Genomic DNA, 15733 nt, shown 5'->3' with positions numbered 1-15733 from the left:
CATGTGTCACAATCTTGACCTGGATCACGCCAAAATTTGGTCACTCACTGTAGATGAGAGCGAAACGATTATCCAGTGATTGTGATTCATGATAGGTGAAATAGTTGCAAGTTATTAACAAGCCGTCTCCCCCTGCCCTGTCCTGCCATTCACTCCACCGGGTAAAACGGTTATTGAGCGCGGCTTTTTTCGCCAACGTGAAATTCGCGGCTGTCGGTCGGTGCCTGCTCCCTCTGTTGCAAGCCGTAATCGCGCACAACGTCTGCCACCCGCAACCGATAGTGAGACAGCACACTCTGCCGTCCCGCCGCCTGAGCTGAACGGTGCTGTTCGATATTGCGCCACTGCCTGACCGCCTCTTCATCTCGCCAAAATGAGAGTGAGAGCAATTTATCAGGCGTGCTCAGGCTCTGAAAACGTTCAATTGAGATGAATCCATCGATTTGCGCCAGCAGCGGTTTCAATTCGGCGGCAAGCTGTAAATAGGTATCACGTTGCCCTTCTGCGGCTTCCAATTCAAAAATCACAGCAATCATCACACTTCCCCTGGTTATTGTTTTTGCCAAGATTACTGCACTGCCCGCCGGTTATGCATCCACTGCCGTACCGCTGGCAGGAACAAATTGACCATCAAACCCAGCATCACGAGCAGTGCGCCAAGAATCTGTATCCACGCCAGTTTTTCATCCAACAGTAACCAGGCGGCGATCAGTCCCACCACCGGAACCAGCAGCGAGAGTGGTGCAACGCGCCAAGTCTCATATCGCGCCATTAAACTGCTCCAGACCGAATAGCCCAGCAGTGAAGAGGCACCTGAAAGATAGATAACCGAGAAGAATGAACGCCAACTGAAGTGCAAGATGGCAGACGCGATTTGTTGCTGACCTTCCAGCAAAACGGATGCCGCACAAAACGCCAACATTGGAAGAAAGGCGCTCCAGACCACCAGCCCCAGGGGTGAACTGCCGGGGACTTCGCGGGCGATAATTTTGTTGAGCATATTGCCGGTAGCCCAGCACAACGCGGCAAGCAATGTCAGGATAAAGCCCAGCAGACTGAGGTGACCCAGACTTTGCGTTGACAGACCGCCACGGGCGATAAGAATGATCCCCAGTGCAGCAATCAGCATCCCGCAGAAATGGCGCAGCCGCAGCGGCTCCTGCATGAAAATAGCGCAAAGCAGCAGCGTGAAAAACGCTTGCGCCTGCAATACCAGTGAGGCCAGACCGGCTGGCATACCCACTTTAATCGCGCAGAACAGGAAGGCGAATTGGCCAAAACTGATTGTCAGGCCATACAGGAACAGCAAGCGGAAAGGAATTTTTGGCCGGGGCACAAAAAATGCCGCAGGAAAAACAACCAGAAGAAAACGCAACGCCCCTAGCATCAACGGTGGAATTTCGGCCACGCCCACTTTAATCACAACAAAATTGACGCCCCAGATAACCACCACGCATAACGCCAGAAACCAATCCTTACCGCGCATTTCTTCTCTCCGAAAATCATCCGATGCGTAAACAACTTAACGATAATTACCTCGTCGGTATACACACAGATAATGATTTTCTTATGCATTACAAAATTTTCTACCAACGACGAAACGTCAGGAAGGCGGTGCGTTCACCGAGGGAGTCATATAAGGTCAGATAACCTTCCCGCCTTTCTGAACGTAAGATTAATGCGGTGCTCACCAACCAGGGGATGGATCCCCGCTTTCAGCGGCAGCACGCCATGATAACGGAGACGATCAACACCGCCCCACACCAACACATCGCCGTGGGTCAGCACGATTTTCTGCGTCTTATCGCTACGCTCCATCCCACCAAACTGGAATACAACAGGCAAGCCAAAAGAGAGGGATACCACTGGCTGACTGAAATCCTGCTCATTCTTATCCTGATGCAATGCCATTTTGGCAGGTGGGTCATAGCGGTTGATTAAGCAGGCGTCAGGCTGAAAACCGGGATAACCGGCGCGTTCTGCCGCAGAAATCGCCAGGTGCAAGAGGGTGTCAGGCATCGCGGGCCAAGGATTCCCGGTCAGCGGATCCTGCCGCGTGTAGCGGTAGCCACTTGCATCCGTTACCCAGCCAAGCTGACCGCAACTGCTCATCGCCGCTGACATCGTGTAACCGCCCGGTGTCACCATGTGGCGAAAAGGTGATTGTGCCACCACCTGCTGAACCGCAGCGAGTACCTCTTCCTGCCGCGCCAGGGCAAACCCACGCAGCACCACGGTACCCTCTGAAATTCGCTCCTCCCATAACGGCGGATCGTCAAACAGATCCAGATTCATACCGTGTCTCCTGATTGCTACGAATCAAACTCTCCGTAAAGGATAGTAAGCCGACACGGCAAAAACACGCCTTATCTTTCTTTTTATCCAGTTCAACGACAGGCCAATAGCGAGGACAATGCCCGATCAATGTCCTGCTGCTGCGTTTGCCAATTGACCAGCGCCGCCCTGATACCCGGACGCCCTGCCAGCGCCGTTGGCGTGCACCGCACCACGCCAGCTCTGTCGAGTCGTTGCAAGAACGCGTCACGCGCGGCAGCATCACCTTCACTCAAGGCAAAACAGACCACGTTCAAACGCACCGGAGCCAAAAGTTCAAAACCTGTGCTGTTTTGCAAGCGTTCACCCAACTGCCGCGCCAGCGCAACATTCCGTTCCACCACCTCCTGCATTCCCTGTTGTCCATACGCCCTGAGTGCCATCCACAGTGGCAGTGCACGCCAGCGGCGCGAGTTCTCAGGCGTCAAATGAAGATAATCATTCTCCAGCAACGTGGCAGCATCCAGATACGCAGACTGATTCTGGAAAACCTCACGTTGCAGGGAGAGATGGCGGGTGAACTGAATCGCGCTGTCATAAGGGACATTCAGCCATTTATGGGCGTCCACCGTGATGGAATCTGCCTGCTCCCAACCACTCAACAGCGGCGAAAATTGCGCTGAACAGGCTGCCACGCCACCGAATGCAGCATCCACATGTAACCAGAAACCATAACGCTGGCGCAGTGCCACCAGCGCATTCATATCATCAAAAGCGACGGTATTTACTGTTCCCCCGCTGGCGAGTACCAGAACAGGTGCCTCCCCCGCCTCCTTTAACGCCATCTCCAGCGCTGCCGGATCGATAGCCTCAGAACCCTGCAACGTCGGGATCAGCGTTAATGCATTTCTACCGATGCCCGACATACTGAGCGCTTTCACGCTACTTGAGTGTGGACTGGCAGAGAACACACAAATATCACCCAATGCAGCCAATCCTTGCTGCGCGACATCCACCCCGCGCTGATGCCCCAACCACTGACGTGCCAGAAGAACACCAACCATATTGGCCATGGTGGCACCAGAGACAAAAGAACCGGTCATTGCTGCAGGTAATCCAAGCAGGGTTTTGAGTTGTGAGAGCGTTGCCAGTTCAAGCTCTGCGGTGATGTTGTCATGAGAGAGTTGCGCGACCTGGTCAAAGGTGCTGACCAGCCAGTCAGCCGCCAATGCAGCGGGAGTTGAACCGCCAGTCACAAAACCAAAGTAACGCGGCCCGGCGCTGCCAGTAATTCCATTGGCATAATGCCGCCAGAAATCGTCCAGTGCTGTTTTTGCGCCAATCCCTTCTGGCAGAAGTTGATCGTCGCCATAATGAATATGCTGTGACTGCCTTGAGGCAGAAAGCGTCCGTTCGGGTAGAGACTGCAAAAATTCCAGCGCAATGGTTTGAGTCTGGTCAAGAATCTCAGGCAGATGAGTCTTATCGTGCTGCAAAAGGGGGTGCATGGGATACCTCCACTATTTAAATGATTCAGGCTCATCCTAGCGCTATTGACAGTGGACGAAAATCGACAAAAAATGACTGTTTTGGATAGTATGGCTAACCAATTATGCTTGAGCGCATCCCACTCCACACCTTACGCACGTTTGTGATCGCTGCGCATCGGGAGAAATTCCGCGCCACGGCCATTGAAGTGAATCTCACCCATGGTGCGGTCAGTCAACAAATCCAGCAATTGGAACAGGCCGTAGGATGCGCGTTGTTTGACCGCCAAGGTCGTGGAATCACATTGAATGCCGCAGGAAAAAAACTGCTGGCCGCCGTTGAACCTGCACTGGCCCAGTTGGAAAGGGGTATCCGCGACGTCCAGCAATTGGCCACTCGCAAACCGCTGCGCATTAGCGTTCCCCCCTCTTTTGCCCAGCACTGGTTACTGCCCCGTCTGGCTGATTTCCATCAACATTATGCGCATCTGGCGCTTGAAATTGACGCCTCGCTAACGGTCGAAGATCTCAGTCGTGGCAAATACGATGCGGCGATCCGCATCGGCGACGGCGTTTGGTCATCATTGGCAATACATCATCTGGCGGATGGCTACGTAATTCCAGTCTGTGCACCGGAACACTACCTCGAGTGGAAAAAGGCTTTCAATGATCGGGGGAATGTACCGCTGATGGAACATAATGTAACGCCGTGGCAGCAGTGGTTTTCTGCGCCGGTCGAGACCGTTGCCACCTTCAATGATGCCGGTCTCTTGATCAACGCTGCGCAACAGGGATTGGGGATCGCCCTGGTGAAACACTTGTTGGTAAAAGATGCGCTGAGTGCCGGGCGGTTGATGGCTCTGGCTGATCCACAAAAACTCGACAACAGCGCATTCTATATGGTGTGCATGCCAGCCGCAGAAAAGTCAGAACCCGTTCACTGCCTATTGACGTGGTTGAAACAGCAGTTACATCACCAAACTCCCTGACATCTTGTGAGCATCAGGGAAGCGTTTTCATGCAGCGATGATGGCGAGGCAACGTGGAATTTGTTCAGGCCGAGAATGACCGCGCCGATCACTGTGCCAGTAGGGCACCCAGTGCCGCCAAAATAGGCAGAACAGCCGTGACATAATTCACCAGTCATTAAGCCATGATGAAGTAAACAAGGGTGAGTGGTGGGGTTGTCAGTGCCGCTATACTGGCCGCGGGTGCTTGAAACTGTCTGTTTTGAGCCCGGAAATGGTGAAAGGCAGGCAGAAAAAAGCCCCAGACTGACTCTAAATCAGAATGAGGCTCTCTCATAATGCATCAACACCATTATGTTAGCCTCTTAACCGCAGTAATGCAACGGAGGTTAAATGCCGCAAAAGCTGGTTATCTGGGGGCTGTTCGTGGTGTGTTTCACGATCCTGGCCTTCACCTGGATGGTGCGTGATTCGCTGTGCGAACTGCACATCAGACAGGGAAACACGGAGGTTGCAGCAGTTTTAGCCTACGAAGTTAAACGTTAAGAGCAACCGGCGGGGCAACCCCGCCATTTGGTGTTGACGCATCAGGTTTCCGGCACCCAATCATTACGCAGGCCAGCCTTCGGGCTGGCTTTTTCATTGATGGCATCTCAAGCTCCGCCCATAAGAAAGCCGGGTATAAAACCCGGCTTATCCAGCAATCTGCAAGCGAAACTTATTTGGCTTCGTGAGCCTTGACTTCGCCCATCTCTTTCAGTTTTTTCGACAGTTCGCGACGTTCTTTGGACAGATCGGCATTTTTGATGATGTAGTCATCAACGCGATCTTCATAGTCACTGCGCATATTGGCGATGATTCCCTGAACATCTTCAATGCTCATGCCAGGTTTGATGTACTCAGCCAGGTTATCAAGCAGCAGCACACGTTTCTGGTTATCACGAATTTTCTTTTCGTTATCAACGATTTCACGTTGCAACTTATTTTTGCGACGGAACATACGTACAAACTCCAGTACGTTCTGGAAACTTGGCTTAATTGCATTATCCATTTTTATACCCTTGCTTAAGTTTTACACAGATTCATTAGCTGACGGCCTTGATGATCCAAGATACAGTTTAGCGGCTATCAGATACAGCACTGATTAGTCTATCTTACCTGCTTTAACCGGTAGAAAAAAACCCGGTGGCAGCGTGACTACCTGCGCATCGCCATGGTGATCAAATCTCCCAGCTCTTTCAACTGGTTAGTCATCTCCATGCTCAACCACACGTAGCCGTAAATGGGGGCCTCAACATTGTGGCTGGCGCTGACTTCCTGCATCAGTTGCTTGAGCTCACTTGAAACTTCATTCATTTCAGCCATCACATCACGCTCACGGTCCGGTTCACCATTGCGCAGGATATCGGACAACGTCTCAAGAGAATGCAAGGTTAGCAGTTGCGCGCTACGCAATGCCTTGGCATTAATCATAATAAAGTGACTTTCCCGTGACGCCCAGTAGGCGTCAATCAGCAATTCGAGTGTACAAACCAGATTGCGGCTTACCGTCTGGATGGCCTCAAACACTTCATTCTGAATACGGGTCTCTTTACTTGATGGTGCGATCAACGCACGCATCTTGACCACCTGCGTAAGAACACCTTTCAGTTTGTTTTCCAGATGTGGACGTTCAACCATATTCGGTGAAAGATAGGCGCTGTAGATCTTGCTCAGCGAATGCAGGCAACTGGACATCTGCATCCGCCAGTGAATGAATGCCCGTTGCGGGTAAATACTGGTGAACAACAGCGCCAGGATCGAGCCAAATATCACGTCGCCTCCACGCCACAGCGCTGTATGCATATCGCCCGGCGTGCCACCGCAGACCACACCAAGTGTGATGCCGATTAACAGCGCCATATAAGGCCGTTTACCGAGCGTCAGATAGCCACAGACAAACATGACCACACCGCACCAGACCAGCATCAGCGGCAATGAATACAGTTCCAGCCAAAGGGCAGCAAACCCCGAAATCGCACCGAACAGCGTACCAGCGATGCGCTGTAGTGCGCGTTGCAGCACGTTCCCCCAAAAGGATATTGGTCCCATGACCACGACCAGGGTGATTAACGGCCAGGACCCTTCAGGTACCCCGAGCATACGCACGATCAGAAACGTCAATATAAAAGCCAACGCAATCCGCAAGCCGTGCATAATCCGATAATTGCTGTAAATCAGGTTATCCAGCGCAGAAATCTTTTTATCCAGACGCACATTTCACCCGCAAAACACCAATAGTGTGATCAGTGTAACGGACTTGCCCGAAGCAATCACCTTGCCTGGATGTGGGTTGTTTTACAAAACATGTCGCGATTGTCTATTTGTTGAGAAAAAAGGCAGCCGCGGGGAGAAAAATCCTTCTCTGGTTATTTATTGGTATAAAAAAACCCACCGAAGTGGGTTTTGGCACCATGCTATTACGTATTTACCTTATCACCAGGACCGGTATTTTTGCATGGCGGACGATAGCAGAGGCGTTGGAACCAAGCAGATAGGTTGAAACACTTGGCCGATGTGAGCCGATGACGATCAGATCTGCCTTGATTTCATCAGCCAGCTCCAGCACCCTGTCTCTCGGCGTTCCAAAAGAGGCTGTGTAGGTGACCTGTTCGGCGGGAATATCCAAACCTTTGATAAATTCTTCAATCGCTTGTTTGGACTTCTCTTTTATTTCTTCGGTGGTAGTCACCATGGTGTAACCCATTTCCGGAATGAAGATGGAAGGATCGGGCATTGCATGGAAAAAATGCACTTTTGCTCCGCTCATCTTCGCCAGATACTTCACATGGGCTAACGCTTTTTCTGTAAGTTCCTGCTCGCTTATATCAACTGGCACTAAAATGGTTGTATACATATACCCCCCTTCTATGACACGGTTGAGTGGACTTCTTGTTATCTCTATTATTGTTAATTTTGTGAAAATTAACTGTGATGAATCATCAACTTTCGATTGTTTTCATTGATATCTGGAAATGCCGTTTTTCCGGTATACTGGTGCATGAAAACGGCCCGGCTTTATCACTCCGTCGATATCATCAGGCATGATTGGGCAAATACATAACGTAACTAACTGATGACCATGCTAAAGGCCATTCATCAGGGAGCATAATCGAGTAATGGCAGACAAACCGGTACAACCTACATTTTACATCCATGATTACGAGACCTTCGGCATCAGTCCATCACGCGATCGCCCTGCCCAATTTGCAGGCGTTCGTACCGATATGGACTTCAATATCATCGACGATCCGTTGGTCATCTACTGCGCCCCCGCCGACGACTATCTACCCGATCCTGAAGCCGTGATGATCACCGGCATCACCCCGCAGCAGGCACTGGCAAAAGGGGTGAGTGAGGCGCAATTCAGCCGGCAGATCAATGAAGCCTTCAGTGCGCCAAAAACCTGTATTCTCGGCTATAACAACATCCGTTTCGACGACGAAGTCAGCCGCAATATTTTTTATCGTAACTTCTACGATCCATATGCCTATAGTTGGCAAAATGGCAATTCCCGCTGGGATCTGCTGGATGTCATGCGCGCCTGCTATGCGCTGCGCCCTGAAGGCATTGTCTGGCCGGAAAATGAAGAGGGTTTTCCCAGTTTCCGTCTTGAGCATCTCACCAATGCCAACGGTGTGGAACATCTCCATGCCCATGACGCGATGTCGGATGTTTACGCCACCATTGCGATGGCGAAACTCGTCAAGCAGGCACAGCCGCGACTGTTTGATTATCTGCTCGAACACCGCAATAAGCACAAGATCAATGCCCTGCTTGATATACCGCAAATGACGCCGCTGGTTCATGTCTCCGGTATGTTCGGCGCTGCACGCGGAAATACCAGTTGGATTGCGCCACTGGCGTGGCATCCGGACAACAAAAATGCGGTGATCGTCTGCGATTTGGCCGGAGATATGACCCCTCTGCTTGAACTCAGCGCCGATGCACTGCGCGAGCGCCTGTATACCCGCCGTGATGTACTTGGCACTCTTTCTCCTGTACCGCTGAAGTTGATTCACATAAATAAATGCCCGGTTCTGGCACCGGCGAAAACGCTATTAGCGGAGAATGCTGACCGTTTGGGGATTGATCGCGAGCGCTGCCTGCAAAATTTGCAACTCCTGCGCCAAAACCCGGTGGTCCGTGAAAAAGTGGTGGCTTTGTATGCTGAAGCAGAACCCTACCCCGCTACTGACGATGTCGATGCGCAACTGTATGACGGCTTTTTCAGCGACGCCGACAGGGCAACAATGAAAATCATACTGGAAACCGCGCCGCAGAACTTGCCTGCGTTGGATCTCACCTTCAACGACCCGCGTCTCGAGCCCTTGCTGTTTCGCTATCGTGCACGCAATTTCCCAGGCACGCTGGATGATACCGAGCAACGACGATGGTTGCTGCACCGTCAGGAAGTCCTCAATCCTGAACGTGTTCAACGTTATGTGCAGCAATTGGAAGAGTTGTATAACCTGCACGAGGGCGATAAAGAGAAAATGGCGCTGCTTAAAGCATTGTTTGAGTATGGCCGGGATCTGGCGAGCTAGGCCGTTACGGGTTAAAAATGCCCGCGCTCAAAAAGGGGATAACGCATTCACGTTATCCCCTTGTCTGTTCTGACTTTTATTTCCAGGTGTTAACTATTCCTGATGTTAACTATTCATCGTGTTAACTACACCAGCTCTTCTTCCATTTGCGGAGGTGGCTGACGGAAGCTGCGGGTGATAAAGCCCAGATAAGTCAGGCCGATGGCACCCCACACCAGACCCAGAGTCATTGAACTGCTCTCCAGGTTCATCCACAACGCACCGACAGTCAGCGCACCCATCACCGGCAGAACCAGATAGTTGATACGATCCTTCAGCGTGCGGTTACGGCGTTCACGAATATAGAACTGCGAAATCACTGACAGGTTCACAAAGGTAAAGGCGACCAGTGCACCAAAATTAATCAGCGCCGTCGCGGTGACCAGATCAAATTTGATGGCGGAGAGTGCCACAACCCCTACCAGCAATACGTTGAATGCCGGAGTACGCCATTTCGGATGCACATAGCCAAAGATTTTCTCTGGGAATACACCGTCGCGCCCCATGACATACAGCAGACGGGAAACACCCGCATGTGCTGCCATCCCGGACGCCAGTACGGTAACGCAGGAGAAACAGAGAATCACCGCCTGGAAGAATTTACCCGCCACAAACAGCATGATTTCTGGCTGCGATGCATCCGGATCGTGGAAGCGCGAGATATCCGGGAAGTACAGTTGCAGGAAGTATGACACCACGATAAAGATGATGCCGCCAATCAGCGCCGTCAGGAATATCGCTTTCGGGATCACTTTACCGGCGTTCGGTGTCTCTTCAGACAGTGAACTGATGCCATCAAAGCCGAGGAAAGAGAAGCACAGAATTGTCGCACCGGTAATCATCGGCACCACATGGGCATTCTCAGAATAGAACGGACGCGAACTCACCAGTGTGCCGGAACCTTCACCCTGGTAAACACCGTGGATCAGCAGACCGAGGAACACCACCATGATCGCCACTTGTACCACAACGATAATGCTGTTCAGGTTTGCGACCAGCTTGATGCCGCGCAGGTTGAACACCGTCATGATTCCAACCAGCGACACCACGAAAATCCACGATGGCACACCTGGGAAAATCGCTTCCAGATAGATTTTCGCCAGCAGGATATTGATCATCGGCATAAACAGATAATCGAGCAGCGAAGACCAGCCCACCATGAAACCAACATGTGGGTTGATGGCCTTTTGCGCATAGGTATACGCCGACCCGGCTGACGGGAAGCGACGCACCAGCTTGCCATAACTGACAGCGGTAAAGAGTACTGCAATCAACGCGAAAGCATAGGCAGTGGCGACATGACCGTCGGTCAGGCCAGAAACAATACCGAAAGTATCAAAAATGGTCATAGGCTGCAGATAGGCGAGCCCCATCATAACCACTTGAACCAATGTCAGGGTTTTACGCAGTTGTACGCGTTGAGTTGCCGGAGCGGCAGTGGCGATATTAAGCGACATGACGCAGCCCCCCCTTACCTTCGATTATCTGGCGGGTACACACAGATAATCGTAAGGTCGCGGGAAGACTTCGTGTCGATCGACTTGCTGGTAAAAGAGGGGTAATCGAAGCGGGATTGCATGGCAGGATATTGCCAGCTGCTCCATAATCACTGCGCCCACAGCGGAAACCGGCGTAAACCGGTGCCAGGTTAAACAATTGCCCCATCTTTCTTATCCTCATAGTGGCGACCATAAAGTTTTGTTTGATCGCGCACGAACGTGTTTATCTATCCGGATCGGTGTCCGGCCTCTTGATTAGTGAACCGCGTGTTTGTACAACATAAAATGCAAAAAAATAACCGGCGCCTTAAAGCGTCGGTTATTTGCATGTCGCGTATTTTGCACCAGAGCGAGGGCAGAAGACAAGATGTTGAGACCTTCTGAAACAATTTCTTTTTAGACGTTCAGTTATACGTTCAGGAATAGGCCCCAAAAAGTTCGCATTTCAATCAATACATTTTGTTTCTCATCTCGGATCACGCATTGCGCAGCATCCAGTCAATCTCGGTTTCAGTCACCAGTCGTTCGAACTGCATGAGTTCGTCGGATTTGCAGGCGTGAAAGACGTGGGAGAAGCGCTGCCCCAGATATTTTTTCAATTCAGGTTGCTGTTCAAATTCATACAAAGCATCACTCTGGCGGATCGGTAACGGAAAACCTTCCTGTTCCAGACCATTCCCCGTCACCGGTTCAGGCAGTTCGAGATCGTTGTCCAGCCCATAAAGAATACCTGCCAACACGGTCGCGACAACCAGATAAGGATTGGCATCCGCACCGGCCACCCGGTATTCCACGCGATGGTTATCCCGATCGCCGCAAGGGATTCGCAGCGCAACGGTACGGTTGTTATGTCCCCATGAGGCCTGCGTAGCAACATACATGCCGGGCTGAAAACGCCTGAAAGCATTTACATTCGGTGCCAGAATCGCCATCGAGGACGGCATCAGCGCCAGCATACCGGCCAGCGCCCGATTCATGAGTGCAGAGTTTTCGCCCTGATCATCGGAAAAAATATTCTTGCCGTTGTCGTCTTGCATACTGACATGAATGTGCATGCCACTGCCCGCATAGTCTTCATAGGGCTTGGCCATAAACGTCGCATCCATCTCATGGTTTTCTGCCACCAGACGCACCAAACGTTTCAACGCCAGCGCATCGTCACAGGCGCGCAGAACATTATCACTGTGGCGCAGATTGATTTCGAACTGACCTGGCGACGACTCGGCAATCGCCCCATCGGCTGGCAAACCCTGCATCTTTGCCAGCCGATCAATTTCACCCAGAACGTCACCGAAATGGCGCAAATTATCAACGGAATAAACCTGGGTCTGAATATTGCGTTCTTGCGTCCCAGGCGTACAGGGGGGCTGTAGGTACCCTTCGGCATCACGCTGTCGATCGATGAGATAGAACTCCAACTCTACCGCTACCACAGGGAATAACCCCCGCTGGCGCAATGTCTGCCACAACGTGTTCAGTACATTACGGGGTTCAACGTCAAAGGGAGTACCATCTTCATCAAGCATGGTCAGCAGCAATTGACCAATATGTTCCGGGTCGGCCGCTGAAGGCACCAGCGTACCGGGGATAGGCAGGCACATCCGATCCGGCTCGCCGAGTTCCTGACCCAAACCGGCCTCTTCGACGGTATTGCCGAGGATATCCATGGCAAATACCGAGGCAGGGAAATAGCAGCCTTTTTCCAGTTTGAGCAATGCAGAAAGGGGGATACGTTTACCGCGGAAACTGCCATTTAAATCGGTGAGGAGAATATCAATGTGTTGCGTAAGTGGCTGGCGTTCCAAGTATTCTTTCACTTCACGTTGGAACGCGCTACTTCGTCTCTCTTCGCCAAGTTTCGCGAAGTTCTGCACTTCTACCAGGTTCGTTTGCATAAGTTTTCCGCCGTTAATCTAAAGGTGGCGTTTATCGCATCTTACCGACGCGCGCCGTATTAATTTGCTCTTTTCAACGCAGTTATCTCGCTTGCAGGGTATTTTTCCGTGCTGAAAGAAATCCACCGTGCTCAAAGTTTTTACCATGCTCAAAATATGAGCCATATAAAAAAACATAGCCTTAACGTAAATGTTTTGCAACTGTAACGCTTCAGTTTGAATATCAACCAACTCACTGCTAAATTGTTAAAATATTGAACATACAGTGTTACATGACACTCACTGTCAACATTTTAGTCCACTCAGTAAGGCGGTAAAATGGGCAATATATTTTACAGACCGGTCATCGGCGTTGTTATGTGTGAAAACATCATCGACGGCAACCCGGCGCAAACGGTGCATGAGAAGTATCTCGATGCCATCTTTGACGCGGGCGGTTTACCCCTTGCCCTGCCCCAAGTGCTGGGAACGCAATTTGATGCGCTGGAAAGCGTACTTGCGCGGCTGGATGGCATATTCCTTACAGGCAGCCCAAGCAATATAGAACCCCATCACTACGGGGAAGAGGGAATCGAGGCGCTGGCCGATCCAGGCCGCGATATGCTGAGTCTGGCACTGGTTAAAGCCACCCTGAACCATCGTATTCCTTTATTGGCGGCTTGTCGCGGTATGCAGGAACTGGTGGTGGCGACCGGCGGCACGCTTTACCGCAAAGTCCATGGTCAGCGGGAATATATGGATCACCGCGAAGATCCCAATCTTTCGCACGATCAGCAGTACGATCCGGTCCATCCGGTACACATCGTGCCCGGCGGGCTGCTGTCCAGAATGCTTCCCGGATATCAGGACTTTCAGGTGAACTCTCTGCATGGCCAGGGTGCCCGCCAGCTAGGTGACATGCTGACCATTGAAGCGCGTGCACCGGACAATCTGATTGAAGCCGTCAGCGTGCGCAACCACCCTTTTGCGCTGGGTGTTCAGTGGCATCCGGAATGGCACAGTCAGAACGATCCCGTATCGAAGCTGATTTTCGCCTCATTTATTGACGCGTGCCGTACAGCTAAAGGTGAACGCCAATAATGGCCGGGATCGAGCTGTCCCCCGGACGGCGTCTCTCGGAACTCCGCCAGCAACGGGGTATGTCGCAGCGCCGGGCTGCCGAGTTGTCCGGTCTGACGCACAGCGCCATCAGTACCATAGAACAAGATAAGGTCAGTCCGGCGATCAGTACCTTACAGAAATTGCTTAAAGTGTATGGGTTATCTCTTTCAGAATTCTTTGCCGATAAGGAAGAGGGCCACACCCCAAGGATAGTGATTAATCCAGACGAATTAATTGAAATTGGCAGTCGCGGTGTATCAATGAAACTGATTCACAACGGTACGCCGACACACGCGGTAGCGATGCTGCTGGAGACCTATCAGCCAGGCAGCACGACCGGCGAGAAAATAAAACATCAGGGGGAGGAGGTCGGCACGTTACTGGAAGGTGAAATTCTGCTGATGGTCAATGGCCTGAGTTACCCGTTGAAAGCCGGACAGAGTTACGCCATCAACACCGGTATCCCGCACAGCTTCAGCAATACTTCCACGAGGATTTGCAGGATTGTAAGCGCCCATACTCCAAACACGTTCTAGCCCCCTGTTCCTGGCCCTGGGAAGAGGATCGCATCATGACCGAACACGTTGACAGTTATTACGCAGGCAGTGCCAACCCGCATCAACCCTGGCCAGAACTCACCGAGCCGCTTGAATGCGATGTCTGTATTGTGGGCGGGGGTTTCACCGGTATCTCCTCCGCCCTGTTTCTCACCGAAGCGGGATACGATGTGATCGTTCTCGAAGCAGCGCGGGTGGGCTGGGGAGCCAGTGGCCGAAACGGCGGGCAGGTGGTCAACTCCTACAGTCGCGATATCGATATCATTCAAGCCCGTTATGGGAAAGAAACTGCAAGAATGCTGGGCAATATGATGTTTGAAGGCTCAGACATTATCCGCCAGCGCATCGACCAGTATTCCATCGACTGTGATTATCGCCCCGGATGTATCTTTGCCGCCCTCAGCCAAAAACAATTCAGGGAACTTCGCGATCAAGAAGCATTGTGGAAACGCCACGGCAATGACCAACTCACCCTGCTTGATGACGTCACGATCCGTCAGGAGATCGCCACTGACCGCTACGTTGGCGGTCTGCTCGATCATCGTGGCGGGCACATTCACTCGCTCAATCTGCTGCTTGGCGAAGCCGAAGCTGTTCGCCGTCATGGCGGACGAATTTTTGAACAATCTGCCGTGACGCGCGTTGAACATGGCAACCCGGCAAAAATCTTCACGTCCAAGGGGCAAGTCACTGCACGTTATGTGATCATGGCCGGAAATGCTTATCTGGCTGACAGGTTATTGCCCGGCGTGAGCCGTCTCAACATGCCTTGCGGCTCACAAATTGTGGCTACCGAGCCGCTGACGCCGGATATGGCGCTAGCATTACTGCCAAATAACTACTGCGTAGAAGACTGCAACTACCTACTGGATTACTTTCGTTTAACCGCCGATAACCGGCTGCTTTATGGCGGTGGGGTGACCTATGGCGCACGCAATCCAGTAAGTATCGATGCCATTATTTTGCCGAAGCTGTACCGCACATTCCCGCAATTGAAGGATGTCAAAATTGACTATCGCTGGAGCGGCAATTTTTTGCTGACATTTTCACGCATGCCGCAATTTGGACGTATGGAGAATAATATCTATTATATGCAGGGCGACAGCGGCCACGGCATTACGCTGACGCATCTTGCCGGAAAATTGATCGCTGAAGTGCTGCGCGGTGACGCCGAACGTTTTGATGCCTTTGCCAGGCTGCCCCATCTGCCATTCTTCGGTGGCCGTAGCCTGCAAGTACCCTTTACGGCTCTCGGTGCAGCTTATTATTCGCTGCGCGACAGGTTTGGGGTGTGACACGACAGTTTACAGATACGGCCCTGTGTGAC

General features: G+C 51.7%; 15 protein-coding genes. 6 read left to right on the top strand and 9 right to left on the bottom strand.

The window, feature by feature from the left end; genetic code table 11:
- Positions 1-170: 170 nt before the first annotated feature.
- From DRI82_RS02640 to DRI82_RS02625, 4 genes are all read right to left on the bottom strand, one after another.
- Positions 171-536, bottom strand: coding sequence for an antibiotic biosynthesis monooxygenase family protein (locus DRI82_RS02640; RefSeq protein ID WP_114191933.1), 366 nt, complete (start codon positions 534-536; stop codon positions 171-173).
- 32 nt (positions 537-568) lie between these two features.
- Positions 569-1486 carry an EamA family transporter gene (locus DRI82_RS02635; RefSeq protein ID WP_114191932.1) on the bottom strand — a complete coding sequence of 306 codons (918 nt, stop codon included), beginning with the start codon at positions 1484-1486 and terminating at the stop codon, positions 569-571.
- Between the two features lie 146 nt (positions 1487-1632).
- A complete protein-coding gene (alkB, locus tag DRI82_RS02630; RefSeq protein WP_114191931.1) occupies positions 1633-2295 on the bottom strand; it encodes a DNA oxidative demethylase AlkB in 663 nt (220 codons plus the stop codon).
- Positions 2296-2387: 92 nt separating this feature from the next.
- Positions 2388-3782 (bottom strand): pyridoxal phosphate-dependent decarboxylase family protein, encoded by a 1395-nt coding sequence (locus DRI82_RS02625; protein ID WP_114191930.1) that lies wholly within the window; start codon positions 3780-3782, stop codon positions 2388-2390.
- Between the two features lie 101 nt (positions 3783-3883).
- Here DRI82_RS02625 and DRI82_RS02620 point away from each other — a divergent pair, with 101 nt between their 5' ends.
- Together DRI82_RS02620 and DRI82_RS02615 are read left to right on the top strand one after the other, a co-directional pair.
- Positions 3884-4750, top strand: a complete 867-nt coding sequence (locus DRI82_RS02620; protein ID WP_114191929.1) for a LysR substrate-binding domain-containing protein — start codon at positions 3884-3886, stop codon at positions 4748-4750.
- Positions 4751-5122: 372 nt separating this feature from the next.
- The gene (locus tag DRI82_RS02615; RefSeq protein ID WP_114191606.1) at positions 5123-5275 is read left to right on the top strand and encodes a Hok/Gef family protein; all 153 of its coding nucleotides are present in this window, start codon (positions 5123-5125) and stop codon (positions 5273-5275) included.
- A gap of 172 nt (positions 5276-5447) precedes the next feature.
- Here the strand turns inward: DRI82_RS02615 and tmaR are convergent, their stop codons facing one another.
- The 3 genes from tmaR to DRI82_RS02600 all read right to left on the bottom strand — a co-directional run bounded on the left by tmaR (position 5448) and on the right by DRI82_RS02600 (position 7625).
- Positions 5448-5780: a PTS system regulator TmaR gene (gene tmaR, locus DRI82_RS02610; RefSeq protein ID WP_114191928.1), complete on the bottom strand. Its 333-nt coding sequence runs from the start codon at positions 5778-5780 to the stop codon at positions 5448-5450.
- A gap of 146 nt (positions 5781-5926) precedes the next feature.
- Complete coding sequence (locus tag DRI82_RS02605; RefSeq protein ID WP_114191927.1) at positions 5927-6985, bottom strand: FUSC family protein; 1059 nt, start codon at positions 6983-6985, stop codon at positions 5927-5929.
- 211 nt (positions 6986-7196) lie between these two features.
- Positions 7197-7625: a universal stress protein gene (locus DRI82_RS02600; RefSeq protein ID WP_114191926.1), complete on the bottom strand. Its 429-nt coding sequence runs from the start codon at positions 7623-7625 to the stop codon at positions 7197-7199.
- Positions 7626-7887: 262 nt separating this feature from the next.
- Here DRI82_RS02600 and sbcB point away from each other — a divergent pair, with 262 nt between their 5' ends.
- Entirely contained in the window at positions 7888-9315 is a 1428-nt protein-coding gene (gene sbcB, locus DRI82_RS02595; RefSeq protein WP_114191925.1) for an exodeoxyribonuclease I, read from the top strand.
- A 125-nt stretch (positions 9316-9440) separates the two neighbouring features.
- Here sbcB and DRI82_RS02590 read toward each other — a convergent pair whose 3' ends face one another.
- Together DRI82_RS02590 and DRI82_RS02580 are read right to left on the bottom strand one after the other, a co-directional pair.
- Positions 9441-10811 carry an APC family permease gene (locus DRI82_RS02590; protein ID WP_114191924.1) on the bottom strand — a complete coding sequence of 457 codons (1371 nt, stop codon included), beginning with the start codon at positions 10809-10811 and terminating at the stop codon, positions 9441-9443.
- A gap of 518 nt (positions 10812-11329) precedes the next feature.
- Positions 11330-12748 carry a glutamine synthetase family protein gene (locus DRI82_RS02580; RefSeq protein WP_114191922.1) on the bottom strand — a complete coding sequence of 473 codons (1419 nt, stop codon included), beginning with the start codon at positions 12746-12748 and terminating at the stop codon, positions 11330-11332.
- 318 nt (positions 12749-13066) lie between these two features.
- On the opposite strand from DRI82_RS02580, the gene puuD reads away from it, so the two are divergent.
- The 3 genes from puuD to DRI82_RS02565 are packed head-to-tail and all read left to right on the top strand — an operon-like array spanning position 13067 to position 15701.
- Positions 13067-13828 carry a gamma-glutamyl-gamma-aminobutyrate hydrolase gene (gene puuD, locus DRI82_RS02575; RefSeq protein ID WP_114191921.1) on the top strand — a complete coding sequence of 254 codons (762 nt, stop codon included), beginning with the start codon at positions 13067-13069 and terminating at the stop codon, positions 13826-13828.
- Positions 13828-14385, top strand: coding sequence for an HTH-type transcriptional regulator PuuR (gene puuR, locus DRI82_RS02570; RefSeq protein WP_114191920.1), 558 nt, complete (start codon positions 13828-13830; stop codon positions 14383-14385). The genes puuD and puuR overlap by 1 nt, the downstream gene beginning before the upstream one ends.
- A 35-nt stretch (positions 14386-14420) precedes the next feature.
- A complete protein-coding gene (locus DRI82_RS02565; protein ID WP_114191919.1) occupies positions 14421-15701 on the top strand; it encodes an NAD(P)/FAD-dependent oxidoreductase in 1281 nt (426 codons plus the stop codon).
- The last annotated feature ends 32 nt before the right edge of the window (positions 15702-15733 follow it).

The sequence above is a fragment of the Edaphovirga cremea genome, assembly GCF_003332275.1.
Taxonomy (GTDB): Bacteria; Pseudomonadota; Gammaproteobacteria; order Enterobacterales; family Enterobacteriaceae; genus Edaphovirga; species Edaphovirga cremea.
The sequence above is the reverse complement of the archived record's forward strand: the minus strand, read 5'-3'. Positions and strand labels throughout refer to the sequence as shown.

Bases quoted from the DNA above. Each gene is read 5' to 3' on its own strand.
- DRI82_RS02565 (WP_114191919.1), top strand. From the start codon at position 14,421: ATGACCGAACACGTTGACAGTTATTACGCAGGCAGTGCCAACCCGCAT.
- DRI82_RS02600 (WP_114191926.1), bottom strand. From the start codon at position 7,625: ATGTATACAACCATTTTAGTGCCAGTTGATATAAGCGAGCAGGAACTT.
- DRI82_RS02625 (WP_114191930.1), bottom strand. From the start codon at position 3,782: ATGCACCCCCTTTTGCAGCACGATAAGACTCATCTGCCTGAGATTCTT.
- DRI82_RS02590 (WP_114191924.1), bottom strand. From the start codon at position 10,811: ATGTCGCTTAATATCGCCACTGCCGCTCCGGCAACTCAACGCGTACAA.
- tmaR (WP_114191928.1), bottom strand. From the start codon at position 5,780: ATGGATAATGCAATTAAGCCAAGTTTCCAGAACGTACTGGAGTTTGTA.
- puuD (WP_114191921.1), top strand. From the start codon at position 13,067: ATGGGCAATATATTTTACAGACCGGTCATCGGCGTTGTTATGTGTGAA.
- DRI82_RS02615 (WP_114191606.1), top strand. From the start codon at position 5,123: ATGCCGCAAAAGCTGGTTATCTGGGGGCTGTTCGTGGTGTGTTTCACG.
- alkB (WP_114191931.1), bottom strand. From the start codon at position 2,295: ATGAATCTGGATCTGTTTGACGATCCGCCGTTATGGGAGGAGCGAATT.
- DRI82_RS02640 (WP_114191933.1), bottom strand. From the start codon at position 536: ATGATTGCTGTGATTTTTGAATTGGAAGCCGCAGAAGGGCAACGTGAT.
- puuR (WP_114191920.1), top strand. From the start codon at position 13,828: ATGGCCGGGATCGAGCTGTCCCCCGGACGGCGTCTCTCGGAACTCCGC.
- sbcB (WP_114191925.1), top strand. From the start codon at position 7,888: ATGGCAGACAAACCGGTACAACCTACATTTTACATCCATGATTACGAG.
- DRI82_RS02580 (WP_114191922.1), bottom strand. From the start codon at position 12,748: ATGCAAACGAACCTGGTAGAAGTGCAGAACTTCGCGAAACTTGGCGAA.
- DRI82_RS02635 (WP_114191932.1), bottom strand. From the start codon at position 1,486: ATGCGCGGTAAGGATTGGTTTCTGGCGTTATGCGTGGTGGTTATCTGG.